This is a genomic window from Streptomyces caniferus (genome assembly GCF_009811555.1).
Classification (GTDB): Bacteria; Actinomycetota; Actinomycetes; order Streptomycetales; family Streptomycetaceae; genus Streptomyces; species Streptomyces caniferus.
In genome coordinates this window covers 2,157,757-2,183,699 of sequence record NZ_BLIN01000005.1, presented here as the reverse complement: position 1 = coordinate 2,183,699, position 25,943 = coordinate 2,157,757, and the positions used below count along the sequence as shown (strand labels likewise).

Sequence of the window (25,943 nt, the reverse complement as noted above, 5' to 3'; positions counted from 1 at the left end):
TTCTGCATCTCCTACTTGTCGTGTGCGGGCGTCAGCGCGCGGCGGCTTCGACCGATTCGCGGGCGGCGGAGGCGACCGCGTCGGCGGTGAAGCCGAACTCGCGGAACAGGGTCTTGGCATCGGCCGAGGCACCGAAGTGCTCCAGGGACACGATGCGCCCGGCGTCACCGACGAAGCGGTGCCAGGTCAGACCGATGCCGGCCTCGACGGCGACCCGGGCCCGGACGGACGGCGGGAGCACGCTGTCGCGGTAGGCCTGGTCCTGCTGGTCGAACCACTCGACCGACGGCATCGACACCACACGGGTGGGGACGCCCTCGGCCTGCAGCTGCTCGCGTGCCTCGACGGCGAGCTGCAGCTCCGAGCCGGTACCGATGAGCACGACCTGCGGCGTGGTGCTCTTGCCGTCGGTGCCCTCGGCCTCGAACCGGATGTAACCGCCCTTGGCCGCGTTCTCGTCGGCCGGGTAGGTCGGCACGCCCTGACGGGTCAGCGCGAGACCGTGCGGGGCCCCCACGCCGTACTCCTTGGTCCAGCGCTTGAGGATCTCGCGCCAGGCGATGGCGGTCTCGTTGGCGTCGGCCGGGCGGACGATGTTCAGGTTCGGGATGGCGCGCAGCGAGGCCAGGTGCTCGACCGGCTGGTGGGTCGGGCCGTCCTCGCCCAGGCCGATGGAGTCGTGCGTCCACACGTACGTCACCGGCAGGTGCATCAGCGCGGACAGCCGGACGGCGTTGCGCATGTAGTCGGAGAACACCAGGAAGGTGCCGCCGTAGACCCGGGTGTTGCCGTGCAGCGTGATGCCGTTCATCTCCGCGGCCATGGAGTGCTCGCGGATACCGAAGTGGATCGTGCGGCCGTACGGGTCCGCGCCCGGCAGCGGGTTGCCCTCGGGCAGGAACGACGAGGTCTTGTCGATCGTGGTGTTGTTCGAGCCCGCCAGGTCGGCGGAGCCGCCCCACAGCTCGGGGATGACCGCGCCGAGCGCGTGCAGCACCTTGCCGGACGCGGCGCGGGTGGCAACCGACTTGCCGGTCTCGAACGACGGGAGGTGCTCCTCCCAGCCCGCGGGCAGCTCGCCCGCGGCGACCCGGTCGAACTCCGCGGCGTGCTCGGGGTGGGTGGTGCGCCAGTCGGCGAACCGCTTGTCCCACTCCTTCTCGAAGTCACGGCCGCGGTCGAGTGCGGCGCGGGTGTGCGCGAGCACCTCCTCGGGGACCTCGAAGGACTTCTCGGGGTCGAAGCCGAGGACGCGCTTGGTGGCCGCGACCTCTTCCTCGCCCAGCGCCGAGCCGTGCGCGGCCTCGGTGTTCTGGGCGTTGGGGGCCGGCCAGGCGATGATCGAGCGCATCGCGATGAACGACGGGCGCCCGGTCTCGGCCTTGGCCGCCTCGATGGCGTGGTGGAGCGCCTCGGGGTCCAGGTCGCCGTTCGCCTTCGGAGCCACCCGCTGGACGTGCCAGCCGTAGGCCTCGTAGCGCTTGCAGGTGTCCTCGGAGACCGCGGTCTCGGTGTCGCCCTCGATCGAGATGTGGTTGTCGTCCCACAGCATGACGAGGTTGCCGAGCTTCTGGTGGCCCGCGAGCGAGGAGGCCTCGGCGGAGATGCCCTCCTGGAGGCAGCCGTCACCGGCGATGGCGTAGATGTGGTGGTCGAAGGGCGAGCTGCCCTCGGGCGCGTCCGGGTCGAACAGGCCGCGCTCGTAGCGGGCGGCCATCGCCATGCCCACCGCGTTGGCGACACCCTGGCCCAGCGGGCCGGTGGTGGTCTCCACGCCGTGCGTGTGGCCGTACTCGGGGTGGCCGGGGGTCTTCGAGCCCCAGGTGCGGAACGCCTTCAGATCGTCCAGCTCCAGGCCGTAACCGGCGAGGTAGAGCTGGATGTAGAGGGTCAGGCTGGAGTGGCCCGCGGAGAGAACGAAGCGGTCGCGGCCGGTCCAGTTCGGATCCGCCGGATCGTGCCGCATCATCTTCTGGAAGAGAAGGTAGGCGGCCGGAGCCAGGCTCATGGCCGTACCCGGATGGCCGTTACCGACCTTCTGCACGGAATCCATGGCCAGGACACGGACCGTATCCACTGCCCGCTGATCCAGTTCGGTCCACTCGAGGTCTGTGGTGGTCGGCTTGGTGCTCACCCTGAGTCAGGGCTCCTCTCCACATGTCGAATGCCGCGGACGGTATGTCCGCCAGGCGGTGTCGAGCCTACCCCCGCAAGTGCGTGCGTCTTTTCGACGCTCAGTCGGTGTTCCCGGCGCTCAGTCGGAGGCCGGACGCCACGACAGCTCGTCGCTTCGGGCAACCACATCGGCACCGGGTGCATTCCCGTCCCCGAGGCGGCGGCCCTACGACCAGACTGCCGGGAGGTGGTGGCCTTCGCCTCCCGAACGCCGGGCGAACACCCGGGGGAAGGCGTCGCCGACACCACACCGCCCGGCGCCCAACACGACCCGACCCCCGCGAAGATCGCTGTATGGCCAACGTCTAAAGTGGCGTGGTACGCGCAGGCCCTTCACCGGGTATTCACGGCCGGAAGGGCTTGCAGGCCTTATTTCTTCTGCGGCAGAGGCCGCTGATGTTACTTCCAGGGGTGTGCGTGACGGCCGTCGAATCCCGTCCTGTGGGGGCGCTTTCTCCGGTCCCCGGGCGTCCCGGCGACCGGCCGTTCGGGGCCCGCGTCAAGGCGTTCGTGGCGCTGACCAAGCCGCGGGTCATCGAGCTGCTGCTGATGACCACGGTGCCGGTGATGTTCCTGGCCGCCGAGGGCGTGCCGAATCTGTGGCTGGTGCTGGCGACCTGTGTCGGCGGATACCTCTCCGCCGGCGGTGCCGCCGCGTTCAACATGTACCTCGACCGTGACATCGACGCGCTGATGGACCGTACGTCCCAGCGGCCCCTGGTCACCGGCATGGTGAGCCCCGGCGAATGCCTGGTGTTCGCGACCGCCCTCGCGGTGGGGTCCACGGCCTGGTTCTGGTTCCTCGTCAACCCGCTGTCGGCGATGCTGTCGCTCGGTGCGCTGCTTTTCTACGTCGTCGTTTACACGATGATCCTGAAGCGGCGTACCAGCCAGAACATCGTCTGGGGCGGTATCGCCGGCTGCATGCCGGTCTTCATCGGCTGGTCGGCGGTGACGAACTCCGTCTCCTGGGCCTCGTTCATCCTCTTCCTCGTCATCTTCTTCTGGACGCCGCCGCATTACTGGCCGCTGTCGATGAAGGTCAAGGACGACTACGAGCGCGCCGGTGTGCCGATGCTGCCGGCCGTCGCGGGCAACAAGGTCGTCGCGCGGCAGATCGTCGCCTACAGCTGGGTGATGGTGGCCGTGTCGCTGCTGCTGCAGCCGCTGGGCTACACGGGCTGGTTCTACACCGTCGTCGCGGTCGCCTGCGGCGCCTTCTGGCTCAAGGAGGCGCACGGTCTGCAGTCCCGCGCGAAGGCCGGGATCACGGGCGCCAAGCTCAAGGAGATGCGGCTGTTCCACTGGTCCATCACCTATGTGTCGCTGCTCTTCGTCGCCGTCGCCGTGGATCCCTTCCTTCGTTGATTACCGATGGGTAGCATGCTGTTCATGGCAGACACCCAGCAGGCGGACGAGCAGACGGAGACGGTGGCCGACGTGAAGGCCACGGCGCGCACCGACAAGCGGGCCGGCAAGCACGCGGACAGGCTCGCGAAGCAGATCCGCGCCTTCGCCGCCACACACGGCGGCAGCGCCGAGGGCCAGCTCGCGCACATCGGCCGGGGCCGCACCCGGATCGCGCTCGTCGGGGCCGACGGCGAGTGGGGCAATCTCGTCGCGGACACCTTCGGCTCCGCCAAGGACGCCGCCGACAAGGCCGGCCTCACCCTCCACGACGACTTCGACGGCGAGGTCGCCGCCAAGGTCCGCACCGGCCGCTACGAGTGGTCCAGGATGGCGGGCATCCAGGTGGGCGGCCCGGCCAACGGCTGACGGTCCGGTGCCGGGCGCCGTGCGCCGGAGCGCACGCCGGAAGCGGAGCCCGATACCTCACCACCTCCTCGTCCGTTAGGCCCACCAGGCGCGGCGCTCCGGCCGCGTCCGGCGGGCTCACGGCGAGGAGGAGCGGATGGACGGGCTCCCAGCGCTCATCGATCAGCACAGCCACGGCGCGGTGCACGGTGAGCTCGGCCTCGGATCGTTCGAGACCCACCTCGCCGCCGCGGTCGGCGCCCACGGCCCGGCCCCCGCCGGCACCAGCTACTTCGACAGCCTCACCGGCCTGGCGATACGCCGCTGGTGCCCCCCGCTGCTCGGCCTGGAACCGCGGTGCCCGCCCGCCCACTACCTGGCCCGCAGACGCGAGGTGGGCGCCTACCGGGCCGGACGCCTGCTGCTGCGGGGCTCCGGCATCGGCACGTTCCTGCTGGAGGCCGGCACCCCCAGCGATCTGACCTCGGCCTGCGAACTGGCCACCGCCGCCGAGGCCGGCGCCCACGAGGTCGTCCGGCTCGAACCGCTCGCCGAGCAGGTCGCCGACACCTCGGGCAGCGTCGACTCCTTCCTCGGCTACGCCGCCGAGGCCCTGTACGCCGCGGCCCAGCACGCCACCGCCTTCGCCTCCGGCGCCACCCACTGCGACGGGTACGCCCCCGAGGCGGGCGAGGTACGGCGCGCCGCGGACCGCTGGCTGCGCGGCCGCCGCCCCGGGGAGCGGCTCGGCGAGCCCACGCTCCTACGGCATCTGTTGTGGAGCGCGGTGGCGACCGGCCTTCCGGTGCAGTTGCACGGCCCCGATCCGCGGCCGCTGGCGGGCTTCCTGCGCGCCACGACCGGTATCGGCTCGGCTCTCGTCCTGCTGCCGCGGGCGCCGCACCACCGGCGGGCGGCGGAGCTCGCCGCGGTGCACGCCCATGTGTACGCGGACGCCGGACCGCGCCCCGAGGAGACGCTCGGCCGGGCGCCGTTCGGCAAGCTGCTGTTCTCCTCGGGCGCCCGCGGGCTGCCCGAGCTGTACGTGACCGGCGCCCGGTTCTTCCTGCGGGCCATGGGCCGCCTCGTACGGGAGTGGGCCGACGAGGGGCTGTGCGGCGCCGAGGACGGGCGGCGGATCACCGAGATGGTCGGGTCGGGGACCGCGCGCCGGGTCTACCGGCTGAGCGCGGGGGCCGACTGAGGTTCCGGTGCCCCGGGCTCGTCCGCGGCCGCCTCGTCGGGGTCCTCCTCCAGGAGCGGACCGCGCTCGCGCAGGGACAGGCTGACCCGCAGCACGCAGATCCAGACCAGGGCCGAACCCAGCATGTGGAGCCCGATGACGATTTCGGGCAGGCCCATGAAGTACTGGACGTAGCCGACGACGCCCTGCAGGGCGAGGCAGGCGAGCAGCTCCAGGACCATCCGGCGCGGGGCGGCCGGGGCCTTGACGGCGCGCAGCGTGAACCACAGGGCGACGGTCAGGCCGACGACGATGTAGACGAAGTCGACGTGCAGCTGGGTGATCTCCTGCCAGTCCAGCGGGATGCGGTGGACCTTCTTCGCGTCGCCCGCGTGCGGGCCCGCGCCGGTGACGACCGTGCCGATGACGGTGAGCGCGGCGGCCGACCCCACCAGCAGCCAGGTCAGCTGCCGGACCGGGCGGGCGACCAGTTCGCGGGGCGTCTCGTCGCCCTCGCACGCGCGCTTCCAGCTCAGCACGGCGACCGTGAGCAGCCCCGTGGCCGCCAGGAAGTGCGAGCTGACGATGTACGGGTTGAGGCCGGTGAGGACCGTGATGCCGCCGACGACGGCGTTGGTCATGACGAGCCAGAACTGCGCCCAGCCGAGGCGGGTGAGCGAGCGGCGCCGGGGGTGGCGGGCGCGGGCGGCGATGATGAACACCCCGATGACCACGCACAGCACATCGGTCAGCATGCGGTTGCCGAACTCGATGAGCCCGTTGATGCCCATCGCGGCGGTCGGAGTCAGGCTGTCCGGCGTGCACTTGGGCCAGGTCGAGCAGCCCAGGCCGGACTGGGAGAGCCGGACGGCGCCGCCCGTGACGACGATGATCACGGCCATCACGACGGTGGCGAGTGCGGCCCGTCGCACGAAGGCCGCGGACGGCTGCCAGCGGCGGGCGATCAGCTCGAGGGGGTTCAGCGAGTTCGGCAAGTTCGGCACGGGAGACATCGTAGGCGGGTCCTTGTGCAAGTTTTCACGAGGGGTGTGCGAGGGGCGCGCGGGGAGGTGTTCCGGGTGACGGAGCCGCCCGGAGTCGCCCGGTGGAACGGCCGTCCGGACCGGCCCGGAGCCGTCGGGTGGACCGGCTGACCGGCCTGCCCGGCGGCTCGCGCCCGGTGGCTCACTCCCAGCGGAAGAAGCGGGCCGCCGTGCCCAGGCCCAGCACCGACCAGACCGCCAGGATGCCGAGGTCCCGCCAGGGGATGCCGGCGCCGTGCTGGAGGACGTCGCGCAGCCCGTCGGACAGCGCCGCGATCGGCAGCAGCCCGAGCACGCTCTGCGCGGCCTGCGGGAACTTGTCCAGCGGGACGATCACGCCACCGCCGACCAGCAGCAGGAGGAACACCAGGTTGGCCGCCGCGAGGGTCGCCTCCGCCTTGAGCGTGCCGGCCATCAGCAGGCCCAGGCCCGAGAAGGCGGCGGTGCCCAGCAGGAGCAGCAGCGCCACATGGAGCGGGTTGCCGTGCGGGGACCAGCCCAGCGCCAGGGCCACGGCCGTCAGCAGCGCGGTCTGCAGGACCTCGGTGACCAGTACCGCGCAGGTCTTGGCGGTCATCAGCCCCCAGCGCGGCAGCGGCGAGACGGCGAGCCGCTTGAGCACGCCGTAGCGCCGCTCGAAGCCGGTCGCGATGGCCTGGCCGGTGAAGGCGGTCGACATCACGGCGAGCGCCAGGATGCCGGGCGCCAGGAAGTCCACGGAGCTGCCCGCGCCGCCGGCCGTGCCGGTGGGCACCGCGACGATGTCGACGGCGGAGAACAGCACCAGCAGCAGCGTCGGGATGATCACGGTCAGCAGCAGCTGCTCGCCGTTGCGCAGCAGCATCCTGGTCTCCAGGGCAGCCTGCGCGCGGATCATCCGGGGCAGCGGGGCCGCCCCGGGCCGCGGGGTGAAGGTGCCGGTGGTCACATCGGCCTCGGTGGCGGTCATGCGCGCAGCTCCTTGCCGGTGAGCTCCAGACTGTGCCGTCCCGGGGGGCGACCCCCGGACCCCCGGCCGAACGTCAGGTGGCCGTGATTCATGCGCGCAGCTCCTTGCCGGTGAGCTCCAGGAAGACGTCCTCCAAGGTGTGGCGCTCGACGGCTATCGCGTCGGGCATCACGCCGTTCTGGGCGCACCAGGAGGCGACGGTGGCCAGCAGCTGCGGGTTGACCTTGCCGTGGACGCGGTAGACGCCGGAGGCCGGTTCCGCGGCGGCGCTGTCGGCGGGCAGCGCCTTGAGGAGCGAGGCGAGGTCGAGGCCGGGGCGGCCGGTGAAGCGCAGGCTGTTCTCCGCGCCGCCGCGGCACAGCTCGTCCGGGGTGCCCTGGGCGATCACCCGGCCGCCGTCGATGATCGCGACATCGTCGGCGAGCTGCTCGGCCTCGTCCATGAAGTGGGTGGTCAGCACGGTGCTGACGCCGTCGGCGCGCAGCTCCCGTACGAGGTCCCAGGTGGCGTGCCGGGCCTGGGGGTCGAGGCCGGCCGTCGGCTCGTCGAGGAAGACCAGCTCGGGGCGGCCGACCACGGCCATCGCCAGCGCGAGGCGCTGCTGCTGGCCGCCGGAGAGCCGCCGGTAGGGGGTCCGGCCGCAGCTGCCCAGGCCGAGCCGCTCGATGAGCCCGCCGACGTCGAGGGGGTGGGCGTGCAGGGTGGCGGTGTGCCGCAGCATCTCCTCCGCCTTGGCGCTCGCGTAGACGCCGCCGGACTGCAGCATCACGCCGATGCGCGGCCGCAGGGCCATGGCGTCGGCGACCGGGTCCAGGCCCAGGACCCGGACACGGCCGGCGTCCGGGCGGCGGTAGCCCTCGCAGGTCTCGATGGTGGTGGTCTTGCCGGCGCCGTTGGGGCCGAGTACGGCGGTCACCGCGCCGCGCGCGACGGTCAGATCGAGGCCGTCCACGGCGGTCTTGGTCCCGTACCGCTTGACCAGGCCGACGATCTCGACGGCAGGCTCTCGTCCGGGGGACCGGGGGGCGACCCCCGGGGAGGTGCTGCGCATGGCGGGCAGTCTACGGAGAGTGGCGGGGCGTTCTTCAATGGGGGCGTCGGTGCTTTTCGGCGCCCGGGTACGCAATCCGGCGGAGTGCGGCCGAACTGTTTCCGGCGCTCCGCGCGCCCTGGTGCGCCCCGCTGGGCGGGGGCGTCCTGTCGCAGGTGGGCGTGCTTCCGGGGGACCCGGAAGGCGCTTGAATTAGGGCAGCCTAAGTGATAGAGGCCACCCGTCCGTGATCCGGACGAGGCTTGTATCGCTTCGACGAATTACGCAACAATGGCGTTGTGAAATACGCGAGCGAGGAACAGGAAGGGCCCGCGGTCGACCAGACCGCCGGGCCGGCCGCCTCCGCGCCCGAGCAGACCGAGCGCAGCGCTCCGGGCGCCGCGCCCGCCCCGGCGCCGCACGACGAAGCGCAGGGCACTCGCAACCGGGTCGCCCGCTCCATCCTCGACCACGGTCCGTCCACCGCGGCCGAGCTGGCGCTGCGCCTGGGGCTGACCCAGGCCGCCGTGCGCCGGCATCTGGACGCGCTGGCCACCGAGGGCGTCGTCGAGCCCCGTGAGAAGCGGGTCTACGGCACCCGTGGCCGCGGCCGCCCGGCCAAGGCCTTCGTCCTCACCGACTGCGGACGGGACGCCTTCGACCAGGCCTACGACCAGCTCGCCTCCGACGCGCTGCGCTGGATCGCGCAGAGCGCGGGCGGCGGCGAGGAGGGCGAGGCCGCCGTCGCCGCGTTCGCCCGCGCGCGGCTCGCCGCCCAGGCCGAGGGCTACCGCAAGGCGGTGGAGACCGCCGATCCGGAGGCCCGTACGGAGGCCCTGGCGAAGGCGTTGACCGCGGACGGGTACGCTGCTACGGCGCGCAGCGCCCCCAATCCCCAGCTCGGTGAACAGCTCTGCCAGCACCACTGCCCGGTCGCTCACGTCGCCGAGCAGTACCCGCAGCTGTGCGAGGCGGAGACCGAGGTCTTCTCCCGATTGCTCGGGACCCATGTACAGCGGCTTGCCACCATCGCCCACGGCGACGGGGTGTGCACGACCTTCATCCCGAAGGGCGGCGCCGGCAAGGCTGCTCACAGCACCGCACGCACCACCAAGACCACCACAGCATCTGCAAGCACGGCCGGGAGGAACCCCGCATGACGCTCCCCACGGAGACTGCTCACCCCGAGCTCGAGGGCCTGGGCAAGTACGAATACGGCTGGGCCGACTCCGACGTGGCCGGCGCCTCCGCCAAGCGCGGTCTCTCCGAGGCCGTCGTCCGCGACATCTCGGCGAAGAAGAACGAGCCGGAGTGGATGCTCAAGCTCCGCCTCAAGGGCCTCAAGCTCTTCGGCAAGAAGCCGATGCCGCAGTGGGGCTCGGACCTGTCGGGCATCGACTTCGACAACATCAAGTACTTCGTCCGCTCCACCGAGCAGCAGGCCGCCTCCTGGGAGGACCTGCCCGAGGACATCAAGAACACCTACGACAAGCTCGGCATCCCCGAGGCGGAGAAGCAGCGCCTGGTCGCCGGTGTCGCCGCGCAGTACGAGTCCGAGGTCGTCTACCACCAGATCCGCGAGGACCTGGAGGAGCAGGGCGTCCTGTTCCTGGACACCGACACCGCCCTCAAGGAGCACCCGGAGCTCTTCCAGGAGTACTTCGGCACGGTCATCCCGGTCGGCGACAACAAGTTCGCGTCGCTGAACACCGCGGTGTGGTCCGGCGGCTCGTTCATCTACGTCCCCAAGGGTGTCCACGTCGACATCCCGCTGCAGGCCTACTTCCGGATCAACACCGAGAACATGGGCCAGTTCGAGCGGACGCTGATCATCGTCGACGAGGACGCCTACGTCCACTACGTCGAGGGCTGCACCGCCCCGATCTACAAGTCGGACTCGCTGCACTCCGCGGTCGTCGAGATCATCGTGAAGAAGGGCGGCCGCTGCCGCTACACGACCATCCAGAACTGGTCGAACAACGTCTACAACCTGGTCACCAAGCGCGCCGTCGCCTACGAGGGCGCGACCATGGAGTGGGTCGACGGCAACCTCGGCTCCAAGGTGACGATGAAGTACCCGGCCGTCTACCTGATGGGCGAGCACGCCAAGGGCGAGACCCTGTCCATCGCCTTCGCGGGCGAGGGCCAGCACCAGGACGCCGGCTCCAAGATGGTCCACATGGCGCCGAACACCTCCTCCAACATCGTCTCCAAGTCGGTGGCGCGAGGCGGCGGCCGGACCTCCTACCGCGGTCTGGTCGAGATCGGCGAGGGCGCCGCGGGCTCCAAGTCCAACGTGCTGTGCGACGCCCTGCTGGTGGACACCATCTCCCGCTCGGACACCTACCCCTACGTCGACGTCCGCGAGGACGACGTCTCCATGGGGCACGAGGCCACGGTCTCCAAGGTCAGCGAGGACCAGCTCTTCTACCTGATGGCGCGCGGCCTGACGGAGTTCGAGGCCATGGCGATGATCGTCCGTGGCTTCGTCGAGCCGATCGCCCGTGAGCTGCCGATGGAGTACGCGCTGGAGCTCAACCGGCTGATCGAGCTGCAGATGGAAGGCGCGGTCGGCTGACGGCCCCGGCACACTCAACGACCGACGCGGCGGCCGTCCTGCGGGCAGGCCGAGGATCGCAACCAGAAAGCGAGCACTACGACAGCCATGGCTGAGGCTCAGAACATCCCGGCGGGTTCCACGACCACCGGCTCCATCGCGGTGGCCGCGGAGTCCACCGTCGCCACTCGGATGAGCGCCCCGCCGTCCTACGACGTGGCGGACTTCCCGGTGCCGCACGGCCGCGAGGAGGAGTGGCGCTTCACGCCCCTCGCGCGCCTGAAGGGCCTGCACGACGGCAGTGCCGAGGCCGGCGGTCCCGACCTGAAGATCGACATCACCGCTCCCGAGGGCGTCACCCACGAGCTGGTCGACCGCGCCGACCCGCGGGTCGGCAAGGCCGGCACGCCCGTGGACCGGGTCGCCGCCCAGGCGTACAGCTCCTTCGAGAAGGCGTCGGTGATCTCGGTCCCCAAGGAGGCGCAGCTCTCCGAGCCGATCCGGATCACCGTCCACGGCGAGGGCGGCACGGCCTACGGCCACCAGGTCATCGAGCTCGGCGCGTTCGCCGAGGCGGTCGTGGTCATCGACCACACCGGTGACGCGGTGCTCGCCGCCAACGTCGACTACCTCCTCGGTGACGGCGCCAAGCTGACCGTCGTCTCCGTCCAGGACTGGGACGAGCGGGCGGTGCACGTCGGGCAGCACAACGCCCTGGTCGGCCGGGACGCGAGCTTCAAGTCCGTGATCGTCACCTTCGGCGGCGACCTCGTCCGGCTGCACCCGCGCGTCACCTACGCGGGCCCCGGCGGTGAGGCCGAGTTCTACGGCCTGTACTTCACCGAGCAGGGCCAGCACCACGAGCACCGGCTCTTCGTCGACCACGAGGCGTCCAACTGCCGCTCGAACGTGGTCTACAAGGGCGCGCTGCAGGGCGACGACGCGCACGCCGTATGGATCGGCGACGTCCTGATCCGGGCCTCGGCGACCGGCACGGACACCTACGAGCTCAACCGCAACCTCGTCCTCACCGACGGCGCGCGGGTCGACTCGGTGCCCAACCTGGAGATCGAGACCGGCGAGATCGTCGGCGCCGGCCACGCCTCGGCGACCGGCCGCTTCGACGACGAGCAGCTCTTCTACCTCATGGCCCGCGGTATCCCGGCCGACGAGGCCCGCCGGCTGGTGGTCCGCGGCTTCTTCGCCGAGCTGGTCCAGCAGATCGGTCTCCCGGACGTCGAAGAGCGTCTGATGAGCAAGATCGAGGCCGAGCTGGAAGCGTCCGCGGCATGACGTACGTACGCGCAGCGGCGCTCAGCGAGCTGGAGGACGACACCCCCAAGAGGGTGGAGCTCGACGGCACGCCCGTCTCCCTGGTCCGCACCGAGGGCGAGGTGTTCGCGATCAACGACATCTGCTCGCATGCGAACGTCTCCCTCTCGGAGGGCGAGGTCGAGGACTGCTCGATCGAGTGCTGGCTGCACGGTTCGAGCTTCGACCTGCGTACCGGCAAGCCGAACGGCCTTCCCGCGACGCGCCCCGTCCCCGTATACCCCGTAAAGATCGAAGGGGACGACGTGCTCGTCTCCGTCACCCAGGAGTCCTGAGTTCCCCATGGCAACGCTTGAGATCCACGACCTGCACGTCTCCGTCGAGGCCGAGAACGGCCCGCGCGAGATCCTGAAGGGCGTCGACCTGACCGTGAAGCAGGGCGAGACGCACGCCATCATGGGCCCCAACGGCTCCGGCAAGTCGACCCTCGCCTACTCCCTTGCGGGTCACCCCAAGTACACGATCACCGGTGGCACGGTCACCCTCGACGGCGAGAACGTCCTGGAGATGTCCGTCGACGAGCGCGCCCGCGCCGGCGTCTTCCTCGCCATGCAGTACCCGGTCGAGGTGCCCGGCGTCTCGGTCTCCAACTTCCTGCGGACCTCCGCGACCGCGATCCGCGGCGAGGCCCCCAAGCTGCGGCTGTGGGTCAAGGAGGTCAAGGAGGCCATGGAGCGGCTCCAGATGGACCCCTCCTTCGCCGAGCGCAACGTCAACGAGGGCTTCTCCGGCGGTGAGAAGAAGCGCCACGAGATCCTCCAGCTGGAGCTGCTCAAGCCCGCGATCGCGATCCTCGACGAGACCGACTCCGGCCTGGACGTCGACGCCCTGCGCACCGTCTCCGAGGGCGTCAACCGCGTCCGCGAGACCGGCGAGGTCGGCACCCTGCTGATCACGCACTACACGCGCATCCTGCGCTACATCAAGCCCGACCAGGTCCACGTCTTCGCCAACGGCCGGATCGCCGAGTCCGGCGGTGCCGAGCTCGCCGACAAGCTCGAGGCCGAGGGCTACGAGGAGTACACGAAGGGTGGCGCAACCGCGTGACACAGCTGCCGGGCCTCCTCGACACAGAGGCGATCCGTAAGGACTTCCCCCTTCTGGACCGTCAGGTCCACGACGGGAAGAAGGTCGTGTACCTGGACAACGCGGCGACCTCCCAGAAGCCGCGCCAGGTCCTCGACGCCCTGAACGCCTACTACGAACGCCACAACGCCAACGTCCACCGCGGCGTGCATGTGCTCGCCGAGGAGGCCACGGCGCTGTACGAAGGTGCCCGTGACAAGGTGGCCGCCTTCATCAACGCACCGAGCCGCGACGAGGTGATCTTCACCAAGAACGCCTCGGAATCGCTCAACCTCGTGGCCAACATGCTCGGCTGGGCCGAAGAGCCCTACCGCGTGGACCGCGAGACCGAGATCGTCATCACGGAGATGGAGCACCACTCCAACATCGTTCCGTGGCAGCTGCTCTCGCAGCGCACCGGTGCGAAGCTGAAGTGGTTCGGCATCACTGACGACGGCCGTCTCGACCTGTCCAACATCGAAGAGATCATCACGGAGCAGACGAAGATCGTCTCCTTCACGCTGGTCTCCAACATCATGGGCACCATCAACCCGGTCGAGACGATCATCCGCCGCGCCCAGGAGGTCGGCGCGCTGGTCTGCATCGACGCCTCGCAGGCCGCCCCGCACATGGTGCTGGACGTGCAGGCGCTGCAGGCCGACTTCGTGGCCTTCACCGGCCACAAGATGTGCGGCCCGACCGGCATCGGTGTGCTGTGGGGCCGCCAGGAGCTGCTGGAGGACCTCCCGCCGTTCCTCGGTGGCGGCGAGATGATCGAGACCGTCTCGATGCACTCCTCGACCTATGCGCCCGCACCGCACAAGTTCGAGGCCGGTACGCCCCCGATCGCCCAGGCCGTCGGCCTCGGCGCGGCCGTGGACTACCTCTCCTCGATCGGCATGGACCACATCGCCGCGCACGAGCACGCGATCACCGAGTACGCCGTCAAGCGGCTGCTGGAGGTCCCCGACCTGCGCATCATCGGCCCGAGCACGGCCGAGGACCGCGGGGCGACGCTCTCCTTCACGCTCGGTGACATCCACCCGCACGACGTCGGCCAGGTGCTGGACGAGCAGGGCATCGCCGTCCGCGTGGGGCACCACTGCGCACGGCCGGTCTGCCTGCGCTTCGGAATTCCTGCGACCACGCGAGCGTCGTTCTATCTGTACTCCACGCCCGCCGAGGTCGATGCCTTGGTCGAGGGCCTGGAGCACGTCCGCAACTTCTTCGGTTAAACAGACGCAGCCGGTTAACAAGCACAGCGGATGAGGACGAGGACTGACTGAGCCGTGAAGCTGGATTCCATGTACCAGGACGTCATCCTGGACCACTACAAGCACCCGCACGGGCGCGGTCTTCGGGACGGCGACGCCGAGGTGCACCACGTCAACCCCACCTGCGGCGACGAGATCACGCTGCGCGTGCGGCTCGACGGCGCGACGATTGAGGATGTGTCCTACGAGGGCCAGGGCTGCTCCATCAGCCAGGCCAGCGCGTCGGTGCTCAACGACCTCCTGGTCGGCAAGGAGCTCGGCGAGGCGCAGAAGATCCAGGAGACGTTCCTGGAGCTGATGCAGTCCAAGGGGCAGGTCGAGCCGGATGACGCCATGGAGGAGGTGCTGGAGGACGCGGTGGCGTTCGCCGGTGTCTCGAAGTACCCGGCGCGCGTGAAGTGCGCGCTGCTCAGCTGGATGGCCTGGAAGGACGCCACGGCCAAGGCCCTCTCCGAGGAGGCGAAGACCGCATGACCGACACCCCGACCACCACCACCACCAAGCCGGCCTCGGAGGAAGAGGTCCGCGAGGCGCTGTACGACGTCGTGGACCCCGAGCTGGGCATCGACGTCGTCAACCTGGGGCTGATCTACGGCATTCACGTCGACGACGCCAACATCGCCACCATCGACATGACGCTGACCTCCGCGGCCTGCCCGCTGACCGACGTCATCGAGGACCAGGCGAAGTCCGCCACGGACGGCATCGTCAACGAACTGAAGATCAACTGGGTCTGGATGCCCCCGTGGGGCCCGGACAAGATCACCGACGACGGCCGCGAGCAGCTCCGCGCGCTGGGCTTCAACGTCTGACGAGATCTCCCGAGCGATACGGCCGTGCCCGCCAGCCACCACTGGCGGGCACGGCCGTTTTCGGCGTCCGGGACGCGCACCGCAGGGATATGTACGCCCGTACGCAACGTTGTGTACGCTCGTACGCATGGCCTATCTGATGCTCGCCGGCGCGATCCTGTCCGAGGTGCTCGCGACCACCGCGATGAAGTACAGCGACGGCTTCAGCAAGCTGTGGCCGTCGCTGTACACCGCGGCGGGCTACCTCCTCGCCTTCTTCCTCCTCGCGCAGACGCTCAGGACGATGAGCGTCGGCACCGCCTACGCCATCTGGGCGGGCATCGGAACCGCGCTGATCGCCGCGATCGGGATGGTCTTCCTGGGGGAGAGCGCCAGTGCGCTCAAGATCCTCGGGGTGCTGCTGGTCATCGCCGGGGTCGTGGTGCTGAATCTGGACGGGGCGCACTGATGGCCCGGCGCTACGACCCGGACCGGCGGCAGCGGATCATCGACGCGGCGATCGCCGTGGTCGGTGAGCGCGGGATCGCCGGGCTCAGCCACCGCGCCGTGGCCGCCGCGGCGGATGTGCCGCTCGGCTCGACCACGTACCACTTCGCGTCCCTGGACGAGCTGCTGGTCGCCGCGCTGCGGCAGTCCAACGTCGTGTGCCTGGCCGACTTCGCACGCTGGGTCGACGGGATCGACCCGGCGGCACCGCTCGCGGAGGAGGTCGCGAGGCTGGTCGAGGACACGCTGGCCGGTGACCGCAGGCGGATGGAGCTGGAGTACGAGCTGTATCTGGCGGCGCTGCGGCACGAGGCGGTGCGGCCGATCGCCGCCGAGTGCCTGGACGAGATGGTGCGGCTGCTCGGACAACGGATCGGTGATGTGCGCACGGCGCGGACGGTGGTGGCCCTCACCGACGGGCTGGTGTTGCAGCATCTGCTGACCGGGCAGCCCTTCGACCCCGAGGCGGTGCGGGCCGGGCTGGCCGGGGTGCTGGGCTGAGCAGGACCGGCCGTCGTACGAGCCCCGGCGGTCCTGCGAAGGAGCCGTACTGCCCGGCCCGACCGCTGAGACCGGTTCGCCTCCACGGGCGCCCTCCGGTTAGGTTTCGGACATGACCGATGCTGCTGTTTCCGCTTCCCGTACGACCGGCGCCGTCGCCGCCGGGCTCGCCACCGTCACCTCCGACGGCACCGTTCTCGACACCTGGTTCCCGGCGCCCGAGCTGATCGGTGCGCCCGGCCCGGCCGGCACCGAGCACCTCGACGACGAGCGCGCCACCGAACTGCTGGGCGCCGCCGTGCTCAAGGCGATCGGCCCCGACCCGGTCCGTGATGTCGAGGTCGTCGCCGTCCGTACGGTCATCGCCTCCCTCGACGACAAGCCGCTGGACGCGCACGATGCCTACCTGCGCCTCCACCTGCTCAGCCACCGGCTGGTCACGCCGCACGGGCAGAACCTGGAGGGCCTCTTCGGGCTGCTGTCCAACGTCGCCTGGTCCTCGCTGGGCCCGGTCGCCGTCGACCAGGTGGAGACGGTGCGGCTGAACGCCCGCGCCGAGGGGCTGCACCTCCAGGTCACCAGCATCGACAAGTTCCCGCGGATGACCGACTACGTCGCGCCCGCCGGGGTGCGGATCGCGGACGCCGACCGGGTGCGCCTGGGCGCGCACCTCGCGGCCGGCACCACCGTCATGCACGAGGGCTTCGTCAACTTCAACGCCGGGACCCTGGGCACCTCCATGGTCGAGGGCCGGATCAGCGCGGGCGTGGTCGTCGGCGACGGCTCCGACATCGGCGGCGGCGCCTCCACCATGGGCACCCTCTCGGGCGGCGGCAAGCAGATCATCTCCATCGGTGAGCGCTGCCTGCTGGGCGCCGAGTCGGGCATCGGCATCGCGCTCGGCGACGAGTGCGTCGTCGAGGCCGGGCTGTACGTGACCGCCGGTACCCGCGTCACGCTGCCCGACGGCCAGATCGTCAAGGCCCTGGAGCTCTCCGGCGCGGACAACATCCTCTTCCGCCGCAACTCCACCACCGGCACCGTCGAGGCCCGTCCGAACAAGGCGACCTGGGGCGGCCTCAACGAGGTGCTGCACAGCCACAACTGAGCGCACGACCCACGGCCGGCCGTGGCACCACCGACGGTGCGCGGCCGACCGTGCACGGCAGCGTCAGCGGCCCGGCGGGGACATCCGCCGGGCCGCTTCGGCTGTCGCTCCGTACCGCCCCGGTCCCCGCTCGCACCCGGCGCCGATAGGCTGTGCGGTATGCGTGATCTTGTAGCGGGGATGCGGTATCTGGGCAAGGGGCAGCGCTGGGTCGCCCAGCACGGCCGGTGGTGGGGATTCGGGCTGATTCCGGCGCTGATCGCCCTGGTGCTGTACGCGGCGGTGCTGACCGTGCTCGCCCTCTGGTCCGGCGACATCGCGGCCTGGGCGACGCCGTTCGCCGACGGCTGGGGCTCGCCCTGGCAGGGGCTGCTGCGCGGGGTGTTCGTGGCGCTGCTGTTCGCCGGCGGGCTGATGCTGTCGGTGCTGACGTTCACCGCCGTCACGCTGCTGATCGGCGACCCCTTCTACGAGTCGCTGTCGGAGAAGGTCGAGGAGTCCGAGGGACACTGCCCGCCGTCCCCGGGCCGTCCGCTGTGGCAGGAGATCTGGATCGCCCTGCGGGACAGCGTCCATGTGCTGCTGCGGGCCGCCGGCTTCGGGATCCTGCTGTTCGTGCTCGGGTTCGTGCCCTTCGTCGGGCAGACCGTGATCCCCGCGATCGGCTTCTGCGTCTCCGGCTTCTTCCTCGCCGTCGAGCTCACCTCGGTGGCCATGCAGCGCCGGGACGTTCCGGTGCGGGAGCGGCTGCGGCTGCTGCGGGGCCGCAAGGGGCTCGCGGTCGGCTTCGGCACCCCGGTCGTGCTGCTGTTCCTGATCCCGTTCGTCGCGGTCGTGCTGATGCCGGGTGCGGTGGCCGGCGCGACGCTGCTGGTGCGCGACCTGATGGCGGACGAGGACGAGCCGCCCGCCCCGGGCGGGGGCGAGGGTGCGGCAGCCCAGGGCCCGGCCGCCGGTGTGCCGTACGGGCAGCCGGGCGCGCCGGGCGGCTTCGGGCCGGCCCCCGCACCGTTCCCCGCTAGCCAGGGACAGCCGCAGGCACCGCAGCAGTATCCCCGTCCGCAGTCCGGTCCAGGGTCGTCCGCAGCGCGTCCACCAGCCGGCTGGTGAGTTCGGCGTCCGCCGCCAGCAGCGGTCCGCGGACCGGTCCGGCGGGCAGTCCGAGGTGGTTCAGCAGCGCCTTCGAGGTGACCGTGCCCGGGGCCTCGCCGCCTGTCATCGCCTCGATGAGCGGGACCAGCGCGAGCTGACGGCGGGTCGCCTCGGCCGTGTCGCCGGCGTCGAAGGCGTCGAGTACGGCGCGCACCGCCCGCGGCGCGGCATTGGCGGCGGTGCTGATACAGCCGGCGCCGCCGAGCGCGCGGAGCGGCAGGATCTGTTCGTCGCAGCCCGCGTAGTAGGCCAGGCCCGTCGCGGCCAGCACCTTCGCGGACTTCAGCGGGTCGTAGGCACAGTCCTTGACCGCCGCGATCCGCGGATGGGCGGCCAGCCGCAGCAGCGTCCCGGTGGCCAGCGCGGTGCCGGTGCGGCCCGGGATGTCGTAGAGCATCACCGGCAGTCCGGTGGCGTCCGCGACCGTGCGCAGGTGGTGGGCGACGGACTCCTGGGTGGGCCGTGAGTAATACGGCGTGACCACCAACAGGCCGTGTGCGCCTGCCCGTTCGGCGCTGCGGGCCAGCGCGACGGAGTGCCGGGTGTCGTGGGTGCCGACCCCGGCGGTGATCCGTGCCCGGTCGCCCACGGCCTCGACCACGGCCCGCAGCAGGGCCTCCTTCTCGGCGTCCGAGGTCGTCGGGGCCTCCCCGGTGGTGCCGCTCAACACCAGCCCGTCGCAGCCGCCGTCGTCGACGAGACGGGTGGCGAGCCGCTGGGCGCCCTCGGTGTCGAGCGCTCCGTCGTCGGTGAACGGGGTGATCATGGCGGTCGCGGTACGGCCGAAGGGCGGTGCGGCGACCGGGGGTGCGAGGGGGGCGGGCATGGTCTCCATGCCAGGAGTCTGGGGGCGCCTCATATTTCACGTCCACTTAGTTGTGCTGGCTGATTTATTAAGCAGCGCTACGTCCAGCGCGGGGGTAGGAACGCGAAGCGGCCGCCGCGCCTTACGGTGCGACGGCCGCTCGGGCATCACAGGCCCATCACGCGCCAGTCAGGCCATTCCGCGAACGCTTCAGGTCCTGGGTCCGCTCGGCTGCGGACTCCTCCGACGACTTCGGCTTCCGCTGGTCGGTGCGCCGCTCGGCGGCACGGTCCTTGTTGCCCGACTTACGGTTCTGGGACTTCGGCATGATGACTCCCTATGTCTCGCCGAATGGTTCTTACATCCCCAGTACCGCACCCCCCGCGGCAGTTGGCCCCCCGGCGTGGGCCAGGAGAGTGACGGGAGTGTCACACGGGGTGATGTGCCGCCGGTTACGGCTTGATGCGCAGCACCTGCGGATCGTGGTCGCTGGCCTGGTCGGCGTACTCGGCGTTGACGTGCACGATGTCGTAGTCGGCCCGGGTCAGCGGACGGCTGGTGAGCATGTGGTCCAGCACCTGCGAATTGCCGTTGTAGACATAGCCGTAGCGCTCCGCGGCGGGCAGCCGGCGGACCTGGTCGGTGAGCACACCCCCGGCGGTGAGGTTCTTCAGCGCCGGTGAGAACTCGTAGTCGTTGAGGTCACCGGCCACCACGACACCGGCCTTCGGGTCCTTGGCCAGCAGGTCCTTGACGAAGGCATTGACCAGCCGGGCCTGCGCGGTGCGCTGGGTCTCGGAGGTCCGGGCCGGCGGCTGGAAACGGCTGTCCAGGCCCTGGTCGCCGCCCTTGGAGTTGAAGTGGTTGGCGATCACGAACACCCGGCTGCCGGGGCGGCTCTTCGCGGAGAACTGCCCGACCAGGGGCTTGCGGCTGCTCTTCCACGCCTCGTCGGCGGGCGCGATCCGGCCGGGGGAGGCGGACAGCGTGGCCTTGCCGTGGTCGTCGACCACCTTCACCGGGGTGGTGGCGTCGCCGCCCTTGATGTCCGTGAAGGACGCCCGGTCGGGGTTGAACAGGAACGCCGTCCGGATGTTGCCGCCGGGCTGGCCGCCGTCCTGGTCGTTGGCGGGGTCGATCTGCCGCCACTCGTACGCGGGACCGCCGGCCGCCTTGATGGCGTCGGTCAGCTTCTTGAGGGTCTCCCCGGCGGTGACCACCCCGTTGTCCTTGGGGCCGCTGTCGTCCTGGACCTCCTCCAGCGCCACGACATCGGGCGAGGACAGGTTCTGCACCAGCGCCTTCGCCAGCCGGTCGAACTTGGCCTGCGGGGTGGCGGGGGAGAGGTTCTCGACGTTGTAGGTGGCCACCGCCAGCTCGTCGGACTTCTGCTTGCGGGTGGTCTCCGACGCGGGGCTTTCGCCGGTGGCCTTGCCCAGCTCGGTGGCCTGCAGGGTGTAGCCGCCGAAGTTGTCGTAGTCCAGCGGGCCGGCGGTGGTGCCGGCCAGCGTCTGGCCGACATCGGCCACCGGGAACGGCTGCTGGGAGAACGGGATCAGCGACGCCACCTTGATCCGGCCGCCGTTGGGGTCCGCGTACGAGCGGTAGAGCGTGCCGCCGCGGGCCGTGCGCTGGTGGCGGGGCTCGGCGGTCACCCACAGCTCGTGGTAGCTGTTGGTCGGGCCGACGACCGGGGCGCGCGAGACCGAGACCCGCATGCCCTCCAGCGACTCGTAGCGGTCCAGGGCGTACGACGTGGGGCGCAGCTTCAGCGACTCGATGCTCTTGCCGCCCGCGGCAGGGGCGTAACGGTTCGGCACCGAGGACGGGTTGAGCTTGAAGGCGGCCGGCACCGGGGCGCCGGAGGAGTTCACCGTCCAGGTCGCGCCGGTGATCTCGGTGACGGACTGCAGACCGGCGTCCTTGCCGCCCGGGTAGTACTCACTGACCGTGCCGGAGAAGGTGAGCGCGTCGCCGACGGCGACCTTCGGCGTCTCCTTTCCGGTGAAGACGAAGACCGCCTCGCTGGTGGCGGGGTTCTTGTCGGGCTGCGGGTCCTGCACCCAGAAACCACGCGCCGAGCCGAACGACCGGATCGCGGTGACCGTGCCGGGCACCTCGCTGACCTGCTGTCCGGCCAGCGGGGATATTCGGGTGCTGCCCTGGATGTCGTGGATCCGGGCACCGGCCGCCGAGGCGGACTGGGTGGCGGTGAGCAGTCCGCCGGCCAGGGCGGCGCAGACCACCGCGCTGACGGTGACCGGTTTGCGGAGCGAACGACGGGACGGCATGCATGCCTCCGAGGGATATGGGGGGTGGCAGATGAATGTGCGTGCGGAGCCGGAGCGGCGCGCGCTACGCGCGTCGATCTGCGTCAATCTCTTGTGCACGCAGGGGAGTTGTCAAGCTTCTCTTGGTGACCGGGAGGGGACGGGTGGGTGAACCGTCCGAGTTACGGGGAATTCCGTCTACGCTTGGTCGGCGCACTGCCCCAGCTACCGCTGGGAGGTACCCCCAGCCGTAGTCCGTCCGAGGAGCTGAACACCCGATGTCCGCAGACCGCCCCACCCTGCCGCCGGTGCGGCTGCACTCCGAAGCGGAACTGGCCCGGGACGCGCTGAGCGCCCCCCTGCTGGCCCGCGCCGCGAAGCTCGCCCGCTGGGCCGAGCGGGGCGTCGCGGTCGGCGTCGGCGGCCAGATCCTCGACGAGCCGCTGGCCGCCGCCACCGAGCACCTCGGCCTGGCCGGCGACGAGGACGGCGCCGCCTACACCGCCGAGGCCTGGCAGCTGGCGGTGGACACCGGACTCGTGGAGATCGAGGAGACCGCCGACGGCGAGGACGGCGCCGACCTCCCCGACGATGCCGCCGCCGGCACCGCCACCCCCGGCGAGGAGCTGGGCCTGCTCACCTCCGGCAGCCCGCAGGACATCCTCGACATCTGGCTCGGCGGCATGGAGACGGTGCTCGCCGACGCGGCGGCGCCCGACCTCGCCGACCTCGCCGACCAGCTCACCGAGGGCGGCGAACTCGATCTGGACGCGATCGACTGGAACCCGGAGGAGGAGGCCGAGCTGCTGGACGGCATCCTCGGCAACCTCTACCTGCTCACGGCCCTGAACGAGAGCCCCGACCAGGACGTTCCGCTGCCCGCGCTGGCCGCCTCCATGATCGTCCCGGACGATATGGAGGAGCCCACCGACGACGTCCTCGAAGAGGTCTCCGAGGCGATGATGCGCCTGGACGACCAGTTCCGGGTGCTGGAGCCGATCGGTCTGGTCGCCTACCGGCCCGTCGACGAGGCGCTCATCGAGGAGCTGGACGAGGACGGCGAGACGGTCCTCTCCCCGGGGTCCGCCGGGGCGGCCTCCGCCGCGGAGCCGCTGACGGACGAGGACGTCTCCCGCTACGGCCTGGTCCGCCTCACCCCGCTCGGCGTCTACGCCGTGCGCGCCCGGATGCTGGACGCGGGGGTGCACGCCCCGGCGGTCGGCGACCTCGCCGACAAGGGCGCCGACGTCCTCCTGGAGGCGCTGCCCGACTACCCCGAGGCGCTCGCCCAGGCCGAGTCCGAGCAGTGGCTCGCCGCCCGTACGCCCCTGGACGCCGCACGGGACCTGCTCGCCGCCGCCCGCGGCGACGACGACCGCGCCCCGCGGCGCCGGCTGGCAGCCCAGCAGACCCTCTCGCTGGTCTCGCCGGACGCCGAGGCCGCGCTGCGCGACGTGCTCGACGACCGGCAGCTCGGCGGCCTGGCCCGGGTCTGGCTCGCCGAGCGCGCGCTGCCCGGCATCCCCGAACCGTCCCAGGAGATGATCTTCTGGCTGACGGTGGACACCATCGCGGCGCAGCTCGACAGCGCCGACGAGGACGCCGCGGGCGAGCTGCGCGACCTGGTGCAGGGCCTGACCGAGCAGCACAGCGGCTTCTTCGACACGGCCTGGCGGGTGGACCACCCGGCCACCGCCGATGTCCTGGAGGCCATGGGCCGGCTGCACCCGGACAAGAAGGCCGCCAAGGAGGCCCGCAAGGCCGCGTTCAAGGCGCGCTCGCGGCAGTCCGGCTGAGCGGACACCGGCGCGGCCGGGGCGGACCCGCCACGCCCGGGGCCGGTCCGGCGGATCAGGGATCAGGGCCTGCCCGTTCCTGATCCGCCGGACCGGCCCCAACTGCTTCCTGGATGTCGCACGGCGTTCAACTGGAGTTCGACGACGCACGAGAGCGTGTGCGGCGCAGGCACAGGGGAGAAGAATCCGGCCATCCAGGAGATGACAATGCCGCTCACCCGCAGAGACTTCGCCAAGCGTTCCGCCCTCGCCGGCGCGGGGGTCACGCTGGCCGGCAGCGTCGGGGTGCTGGCCACCGCGCCCGGAGCCATCGGCGCGGAGCTGCCGGACGCCGGCGCCGACGGCGCTGCGGACGGCCACGGCCACGGCGTCGGCTACGGCCCGCTGGTCGCGGACCCGGACGGCATCCTCGCGCTGCCCGCCGGGTTCTCGTACAAGATCATCACCCGGACCGGCGTCACCAAGCTCGACAGCGGTGAGTCCACCCCCTCCAACCATGACGGCACCGGCACCTTCGCGGGCCACCGCGGCACCACCCTCCTCGTCAACAACCACGAGCTGAAGGGCCCGCGCGCCAACTGGCCGCACCCCGTGCCGCTGACCGAGGGGCTGGTCTACGACCCGGCGGCGGCCGGCGGCTGCACCGTCGTCGAGGTCGCCAAGGACGGTACGCCGGTCGGCGAGTGGGTGGGCATCGCCGGTACCTCCACCAACTGCGCGGGCGGCACCACCCCTTGGGGCACCTGGCTCACCTGCGAGGAGAACGAGGACAAGGCCGGCGAGCACGGCATGACCAAGGACCACGGTTATGCCTTCGAGGTCGACCCGCACGACCGCCGGGCCGGCCGCGACCCCAAGCCCCTCAAGGCGCTGGGGCGCTACGCCCACGAAGCGGTGGTCGTCGACCCCAAGCGCGGCCACCTCTTCCTGACCGAGGACGCCGACACCCCCAACGGTCTCTTCTACCGCTGGACCCCGCCGCACGGCTTCCGCCACGGCCGCGGGCAGCTGCGCACGCTGGCCGACGACGCCGGTGTGCTGGAGGCCTTCAAGTGCTTCGACTCCGGCGGCCGGTTCGTCGACGACCTCTCGCGTGCCACCAAGGCCGGCACCGTCTACGGCGTCGACTGGGCCGAGGTCCCCGACCGCGACGCCCGCAAGGCCTCGGTGCGCAAGCAGTTCAAGACCGGTGAGGTCACCCGCGCCCGCAAGCTGGAGGGCCTGTGGTGGGCCGACGGCGGTGCGTACGTGGTGTCCTCGTACGCCCGTGCCGAGAGCCCGGTCCAGCACGACGGCCAGGTCTGGTTCTACGACCCGCGGCGGCGGACGCTGACCCTGAAGGTGCTGCTGGGCGTCAATCAGCACCCGTCGGAGGACGGCCCGCTGGACGGCCCGGACAACATCACGGTCTCGCCCTACGGCGGGCTGATCATCGCCGAGGACGGCGAGGGCGTACAGCACCTCTTCGGGGCCACCGACGACGGCCGGACCTACCCGATCGCCCGCAACGACCTCAACATCGGCACCGCGCAGGAGCCGGAGTTCAGCGAGTTCACCGGGCCGGTGTTCTCCCCGGACGGGCACACGCTGTTCGCCAACATCCAGGAGCCCGGCATCATGCTGGCCATCACCGGCCCCTGGAAGCGGCAGCGCCGTCAGCGCTAGGGGGTGTCCCCGGCGGGGCGGGCGTCCCGGTCCGCCCCGGCCGTGAGCACGTAGTAGTCCAGCAGCCCGGTCTCGTACGCCGTCAGATAGCGCCGCGGCCACTCGTCGCGGAGGCCGGGCTGCTGCGCCATATAGCGGTCGTAGTACTCCCAGACGCCGTCGCCGATGGACCGGACCCGGACCTCGCGCAGACCCGCCGTGGTCAGCGCCCCGGCGGCCTCGTCGACCACGTGCGGGACGTCCAGGCCGTCGGCGTACGGGGGCAGCAGGGCGGGCAGCACCCGGGCGGCCGCCCGGGTGCGGGCGAAGAACGTCGTCAGCGCCAGCCGCCCGCCCGGACGCAGGACCCGCGCAGCCTCCCGGGCGAAGCCGGGCAGATCGCGGAAGTGCTGCGCCGCCTCGACGGAGAAGAGGCAGTCGATGCTGCCGTCGGGCAGCGGGATGCGCTGGGCCGCGCCCTGGAGGAACTCCAGCCGCCCGGTGGCGTCCGCGCCGGGGGCGAGCAGCGCCGCGTTCGCCTCCCGGGCGCGGGCGATCTGGTCGGGGTGGGCGTCCATGCCGATGACGGTGCCCAGGCCGTACTCCCGCAGCGCCAGCGCGGAGCCCAGCCCGCGTCCGCAGCCGATGTCGAGGGCGGTGCGGCCCCGCGGCCGGTCGAAGGCACCGAGCACCAGGCGGTAGAGGTCCTGCTCGCTGCGGATCCGGTCGGCCTCGGTCAGCGGCCGGTCGGCGGGGCCGGGCAGGCCCGTCCAGTAGCCGAAATTGATGAAGCCGCCGGCGAAGGCGGGGACGGTGCTGAGGTCGAGCTCGCCGTAGGTCCGGGCGACCCGGTCGGGAAGGTCCGGGGGTGCTGGGCCGTCCGGGGGGTCGGCGGGTCCGGCCGGCGGCGGCTGCTGCGTCATCGAACACTCCTCGTGCGTGCCGTGGGGGACGCGCCGTGACGGGCCGGGCCGTGACGGGCGGGGCCGAAGGGCGTGGCGGGAAG

The 25,943-nt window shown here is 71.3% G+C and carries 25 protein-coding genes; 17 read left to right on the top strand and 8 right to left on the bottom strand.

What is annotated here, in order from left to right; genetic code table 11:
* Window positions 1–31: 31 nt before the first annotated feature.
* The gene (gene tkt, locus Scani_RS26240; protein ID WP_159480292.1) at window positions 32–2,134 is read right to left on the bottom strand and encodes a transketolase; all 2,103 of its coding nucleotides are present in this window, start codon (window positions 2,132–2,134) and stop codon (window positions 32–34) included.
* A 458-nt stretch (window positions 2,135–2,592) separates the two neighbouring features.
* Here tkt and Scani_RS26235 point away from each other — a divergent pair, with 458 nt between their 5' ends.
* The 3 genes from Scani_RS26235 to Scani_RS26225 all read left to right on the top strand — a co-directional run bounded on the left by Scani_RS26235 (window position 2,593) and on the right by Scani_RS26225 (window position 5,134).
* Window positions 2,593–3,543 (top strand): heme o synthase, encoded by a 951-nt coding sequence (locus Scani_RS26235; protein WP_159480291.1) that lies wholly within the window; start codon window positions 2,593–2,595, stop codon window positions 3,541–3,543.
* A gap of 15 nt (window positions 3,544–3,558) precedes the next feature.
* The gene (locus Scani_RS26230; protein WP_159480290.1) at window positions 3,559–3,951 is read left to right on the top strand and encodes a hypothetical protein; all 393 of its coding nucleotides are present in this window, start codon (window positions 3,559–3,561) and stop codon (window positions 3,949–3,951) included.
* 136 nt (window positions 3,952–4,087) lie between these two features.
* Window positions 4,088–5,134 (top strand): amidohydrolase, encoded by a 1,047-nt coding sequence (locus Scani_RS26225; RefSeq protein WP_159480289.1) that lies wholly within the window; start codon window positions 4,088–4,090, stop codon window positions 5,132–5,134.
* Here the strand turns inward: Scani_RS26225 and Scani_RS26220 are convergent.
* The 3 genes from Scani_RS26220 to Scani_RS26210 all read right to left on the bottom strand — a co-directional run bounded on the left by Scani_RS26220 (window position 5,107) and on the right by Scani_RS26210 (window position 8,156).
* Window positions 5,107–6,108, bottom strand: coding sequence for a COX15/CtaA family protein (locus Scani_RS26220; RefSeq protein ID WP_159482378.1), 1,002 nt, complete (start codon window positions 6,106–6,108; stop codon window positions 5,107–5,109). The genes Scani_RS26225 and Scani_RS26220 overlap by 28 nt on opposite strands.
* A gap of 190 nt (window positions 6,109–6,298) precedes the next feature.
* Window positions 6,299–7,105 carry an ABC transporter permease gene (locus Scani_RS26215; RefSeq protein ID WP_159480288.1) on the bottom strand — a complete coding sequence of 269 codons (807 nt, stop codon included), beginning with the start codon at window positions 7,103–7,105 and terminating at the stop codon, window positions 6,299–6,301.
* Between the two features lie 88 nt (window positions 7,106–7,193).
* A complete protein-coding gene (locus tag Scani_RS26210; protein WP_159480287.1) occupies window positions 7,194–8,156 on the bottom strand; it encodes an ABC transporter ATP-binding protein in 963 nt (320 codons plus the stop codon).
* Window positions 8,157–8,434: 278 nt separating this feature from the next.
* On the opposite strand from Scani_RS26210, the gene Scani_RS26205 reads away from it, so the two are divergent.
* The 12 genes from Scani_RS26205 to Scani_RS26150 all read left to right on the top strand — a co-directional run bounded on the left by Scani_RS26205 (window position 8,435) and on the right by Scani_RS26150 (window position 18,380).
* Entirely contained in the window at window positions 8,435–9,295 is an 861-nt protein-coding gene (locus Scani_RS26205; RefSeq protein ID WP_159480286.1) for a helix-turn-helix transcriptional regulator, read from the top strand.
* Window positions 9,292–10,713, top strand: a complete 1,422-nt coding sequence (sufB, locus tag Scani_RS26200; RefSeq protein WP_159480285.1) for a Fe-S cluster assembly protein SufB — start codon at window positions 9,292–9,294, stop codon at window positions 10,711–10,713. Before Scani_RS26205 ends, sufB begins: the two co-directional genes overlap by 4 nt.
* 87 nt (window positions 10,714–10,800) lie before the next feature.
* The gene (sufD, locus tag Scani_RS26195; protein WP_159480284.1) at window positions 10,801–11,985 is read left to right on the top strand and encodes a Fe-S cluster assembly protein SufD; all 1,185 of its coding nucleotides are present in this window, start codon (window positions 10,801–10,803) and stop codon (window positions 11,983–11,985) included.
* On the top strand, window positions 11,982–12,299 hold the full coding sequence (locus Scani_RS26190; RefSeq protein ID WP_159480283.1) for a non-heme iron oxygenase ferredoxin subunit: 318 nt from the start codon (window positions 11,982–11,984) through the stop codon (window positions 12,297–12,299). The genes sufD and Scani_RS26190 overlap by 4 nt, the downstream gene beginning before the upstream one ends.
* Window positions 12,300–12,306: 7 nt before the next feature.
* Window positions 12,307–13,071, top strand: a complete 765-nt coding sequence (sufC, locus tag Scani_RS26185; RefSeq protein ID WP_159480282.1) for a Fe-S cluster assembly ATPase SufC — start codon at window positions 12,307–12,309, stop codon at window positions 13,069–13,071.
* On the top strand, window positions 13,068–14,324 hold the full coding sequence (locus Scani_RS26180; RefSeq protein WP_159480281.1) for a cysteine desulfurase: 1,257 nt from the start codon (window positions 13,068–13,070) through the stop codon (window positions 14,322–14,324). The genes sufC and Scani_RS26180 overlap by 4 nt, the downstream gene beginning before the upstream one ends.
* Before the next feature lie 54 nt (window positions 14,325–14,378).
* Complete coding sequence (gene sufU / locus Scani_RS26175; RefSeq protein ID WP_030411905.1) at window positions 14,379–14,837, top strand: Fe-S cluster assembly sulfur transfer protein SufU; 459 nt, start codon at window positions 14,379–14,381, stop codon at window positions 14,835–14,837.
* Window positions 14,834–15,175, top strand: a complete 342-nt coding sequence (locus tag Scani_RS26170) for a metal-sulfur cluster assembly factor (RefSeq protein WP_159480280.1) — start codon at window positions 14,834–14,836, stop codon at window positions 15,173–15,175. Before sufU ends, Scani_RS26170 begins: the two co-directional genes overlap by 4 nt.
* A 127-nt stretch (window positions 15,176–15,302) precedes the next feature.
* Complete coding sequence (locus tag Scani_RS26165; RefSeq protein ID WP_159480279.1) at window positions 15,303–15,623, top strand: DMT family transporter; 321 nt, start codon at window positions 15,303–15,305, stop codon at window positions 15,621–15,623.
* Window positions 15,623–16,162: a TetR/AcrR family transcriptional regulator gene (locus tag Scani_RS26160; RefSeq protein WP_159480278.1), complete on the top strand. Its 540-nt coding sequence runs from the start codon at window positions 15,623–15,625 to the stop codon at window positions 16,160–16,162. Before Scani_RS26165 ends, Scani_RS26160 begins: the two co-directional genes overlap by 1 nt.
* A 112-nt stretch (window positions 16,163–16,274) precedes the next feature.
* On the top strand, window positions 16,275–17,270 hold the full coding sequence (gene dapD, locus Scani_RS26155; protein WP_159480277.1) for a 2,3,4,5-tetrahydropyridine-2,6-dicarboxylate N-succinyltransferase: 996 nt from the start codon (window positions 16,275–16,277) through the stop codon (window positions 17,268–17,270).
* Window positions 17,271–17,429: 159 nt separating this feature from the next.
* Window positions 17,430–18,380 (top strand): EI24 domain-containing protein, encoded by a 951-nt coding sequence (locus Scani_RS26150; RefSeq protein ID WP_159480276.1) that lies wholly within the window; start codon window positions 17,430–17,432, stop codon window positions 18,378–18,380.
* On the opposite strand, the gene dapA is transcribed toward Scani_RS26150, so the two are convergent.
* The 3 genes from dapA to Scani_RS26140 all read right to left on the bottom strand — a co-directional run bounded on the left by dapA (window position 18,289) and on the right by Scani_RS26140 (window position 21,518).
* Entirely contained in the window at window positions 18,289–19,257 is a 969-nt protein-coding gene (dapA, locus tag Scani_RS26145; protein ID WP_159480275.1) for a 4-hydroxy-tetrahydrodipicolinate synthase, read from the bottom strand. The two genes, Scani_RS26150 and dapA, sit on opposite strands and share 92 nt — an antisense overlap.
* 148 nt (window positions 19,258–19,405) lie before the next feature.
* Window positions 19,406–19,555: a hypothetical protein gene (locus Scani_RS40065; RefSeq protein ID WP_018091848.1), complete on the bottom strand. Its 150-nt coding sequence runs from the start codon at window positions 19,553–19,555 to the stop codon at window positions 19,406–19,408.
* Between the two features lie 124 nt (window positions 19,556–19,679).
* Window positions 19,680–21,518, bottom strand: coding sequence for a DUF8508 domain-containing protein (locus Scani_RS26140; protein ID WP_159480274.1), 1,839 nt, complete (start codon window positions 21,516–21,518; stop codon window positions 19,680–19,682).
* Window positions 21,519–21,775: 257 nt separating this feature from the next.
* Between Scani_RS26140 and Scani_RS26135 the strand changes: the two genes are divergently transcribed.
* Together Scani_RS26135 and Scani_RS26130 are read left to right on the top strand one after the other, a co-directional pair.
* Window positions 21,776–23,293, top strand: coding sequence for a hypothetical protein (locus tag Scani_RS26135; RefSeq protein WP_159480273.1), 1,518 nt, complete (start codon window positions 21,776–21,778; stop codon window positions 23,291–23,293).
* 207 nt (window positions 23,294–23,500) lie between these two features.
* Entirely contained in the window at window positions 23,501–24,958 is a 1,458-nt protein-coding gene (locus tag Scani_RS26130) for an alkaline phosphatase PhoX (protein WP_159480272.1), read from the top strand.
* Here the strand turns inward: Scani_RS26130 and Scani_RS26125 are convergent.
* Window positions 24,955–25,860, bottom strand: a complete 906-nt coding sequence (locus Scani_RS26125; protein ID WP_159480271.1) for a class I SAM-dependent methyltransferase — start codon at window positions 25,858–25,860, stop codon at window positions 24,955–24,957. The two genes, Scani_RS26130 and Scani_RS26125, sit on opposite strands and share 4 nt — an antisense overlap.
* Window positions 25,861–25,943: the final 83 nt, after the last annotated feature.

What these genes read in the sequence shown, in the direction of transcription:
- Scani_RS26230 (WP_159480290.1), top strand. Translation starts at nt 3,559, where the DNA reads ATGCTGTTCATGGCAGACACCCAGCAGGCGGACGAGCAGACGGAGACG.
- Scani_RS40065 (WP_018091848.1), bottom strand. Translation starts at nt 19,555, where the DNA reads ATGCCGAAGTCCCAGAACCGTAAGTCGGGCAACAAGGACCGTGCCGCC.
- Scani_RS26150 (WP_159480276.1), top strand. Translation starts at nt 17,430, where the DNA reads ATGCGTGATCTTGTAGCGGGGATGCGGTATCTGGGCAAGGGGCAGCGC.
- Scani_RS26210 (WP_159480287.1), bottom strand. Translation starts at nt 8,156, where the DNA reads ATGCGCAGCACCTCCCCGGGGGTCGCCCCCCGGTCCCCCGGACGAGAG.
- dapD (WP_159480277.1), top strand. Translation starts at nt 16,275, where the DNA reads ATGACCGATGCTGCTGTTTCCGCTTCCCGTACGACCGGCGCCGTCGCC.
- Scani_RS26125 (WP_159480271.1), bottom strand. Translation starts at nt 25,860, where the DNA reads ATGACGCAGCAGCCGCCGCCGGCCGGACCCGCCGACCCCCCGGACGGC.
- Scani_RS26225 (WP_159480289.1), top strand. Translation starts at nt 4,088, where the DNA reads ATGGACGGGCTCCCAGCGCTCATCGATCAGCACAGCCACGGCGCGGTG.
- Scani_RS26130 (WP_159480272.1), top strand. Translation starts at nt 23,501, where the DNA reads ATGCCGCTCACCCGCAGAGACTTCGCCAAGCGTTCCGCCCTCGCCGGC.
- Scani_RS26190 (WP_159480283.1), top strand. Translation starts at nt 11,982, where the DNA reads ATGACGTACGTACGCGCAGCGGCGCTCAGCGAGCTGGAGGACGACACC.
- Scani_RS26215 (WP_159480288.1), bottom strand. Translation starts at nt 7,105, where the DNA reads ATGACCGCCACCGAGGCCGATGTGACCACCGGCACCTTCACCCCGCGG.
- sufD (WP_159480284.1), top strand. Translation starts at nt 10,801, where the DNA reads ATGGCTGAGGCTCAGAACATCCCGGCGGGTTCCACGACCACCGGCTCC.
- sufC (WP_159480282.1), top strand. Translation starts at nt 12,307, where the DNA reads ATGGCAACGCTTGAGATCCACGACCTGCACGTCTCCGTCGAGGCCGAG.
- Scani_RS26160 (WP_159480278.1), top strand. Translation starts at nt 15,623, where the DNA reads ATGGCCCGGCGCTACGACCCGGACCGGCGGCAGCGGATCATCGACGCG.
- Scani_RS26140 (WP_159480274.1), bottom strand. Translation starts at nt 21,518, where the DNA reads ATGCCGTCCCGTCGTTCGCTCCGCAAACCGGTCACCGTCAGCGCGGTG.
- sufB (WP_159480285.1), top strand. Translation starts at nt 9,292, where the DNA reads ATGACGCTCCCCACGGAGACTGCTCACCCCGAGCTCGAGGGCCTGGGC.
- Scani_RS26170 (WP_159480280.1), top strand. Translation starts at nt 14,834, where the DNA reads ATGACCGACACCCCGACCACCACCACCACCAAGCCGGCCTCGGAGGAA.
- Scani_RS26165 (WP_159480279.1), top strand. Translation starts at nt 15,303, where the DNA reads ATGGCCTATCTGATGCTCGCCGGCGCGATCCTGTCCGAGGTGCTCGCG.
- Scani_RS26135 (WP_159480273.1), top strand. Translation starts at nt 21,776, where the DNA reads ATGTCCGCAGACCGCCCCACCCTGCCGCCGGTGCGGCTGCACTCCGAA.
- dapA (WP_159480275.1), bottom strand. Translation starts at nt 19,257, where the DNA reads ATGGAGACCATGCCCGCCCCCCTCGCACCCCCGGTCGCCGCACCGCCC.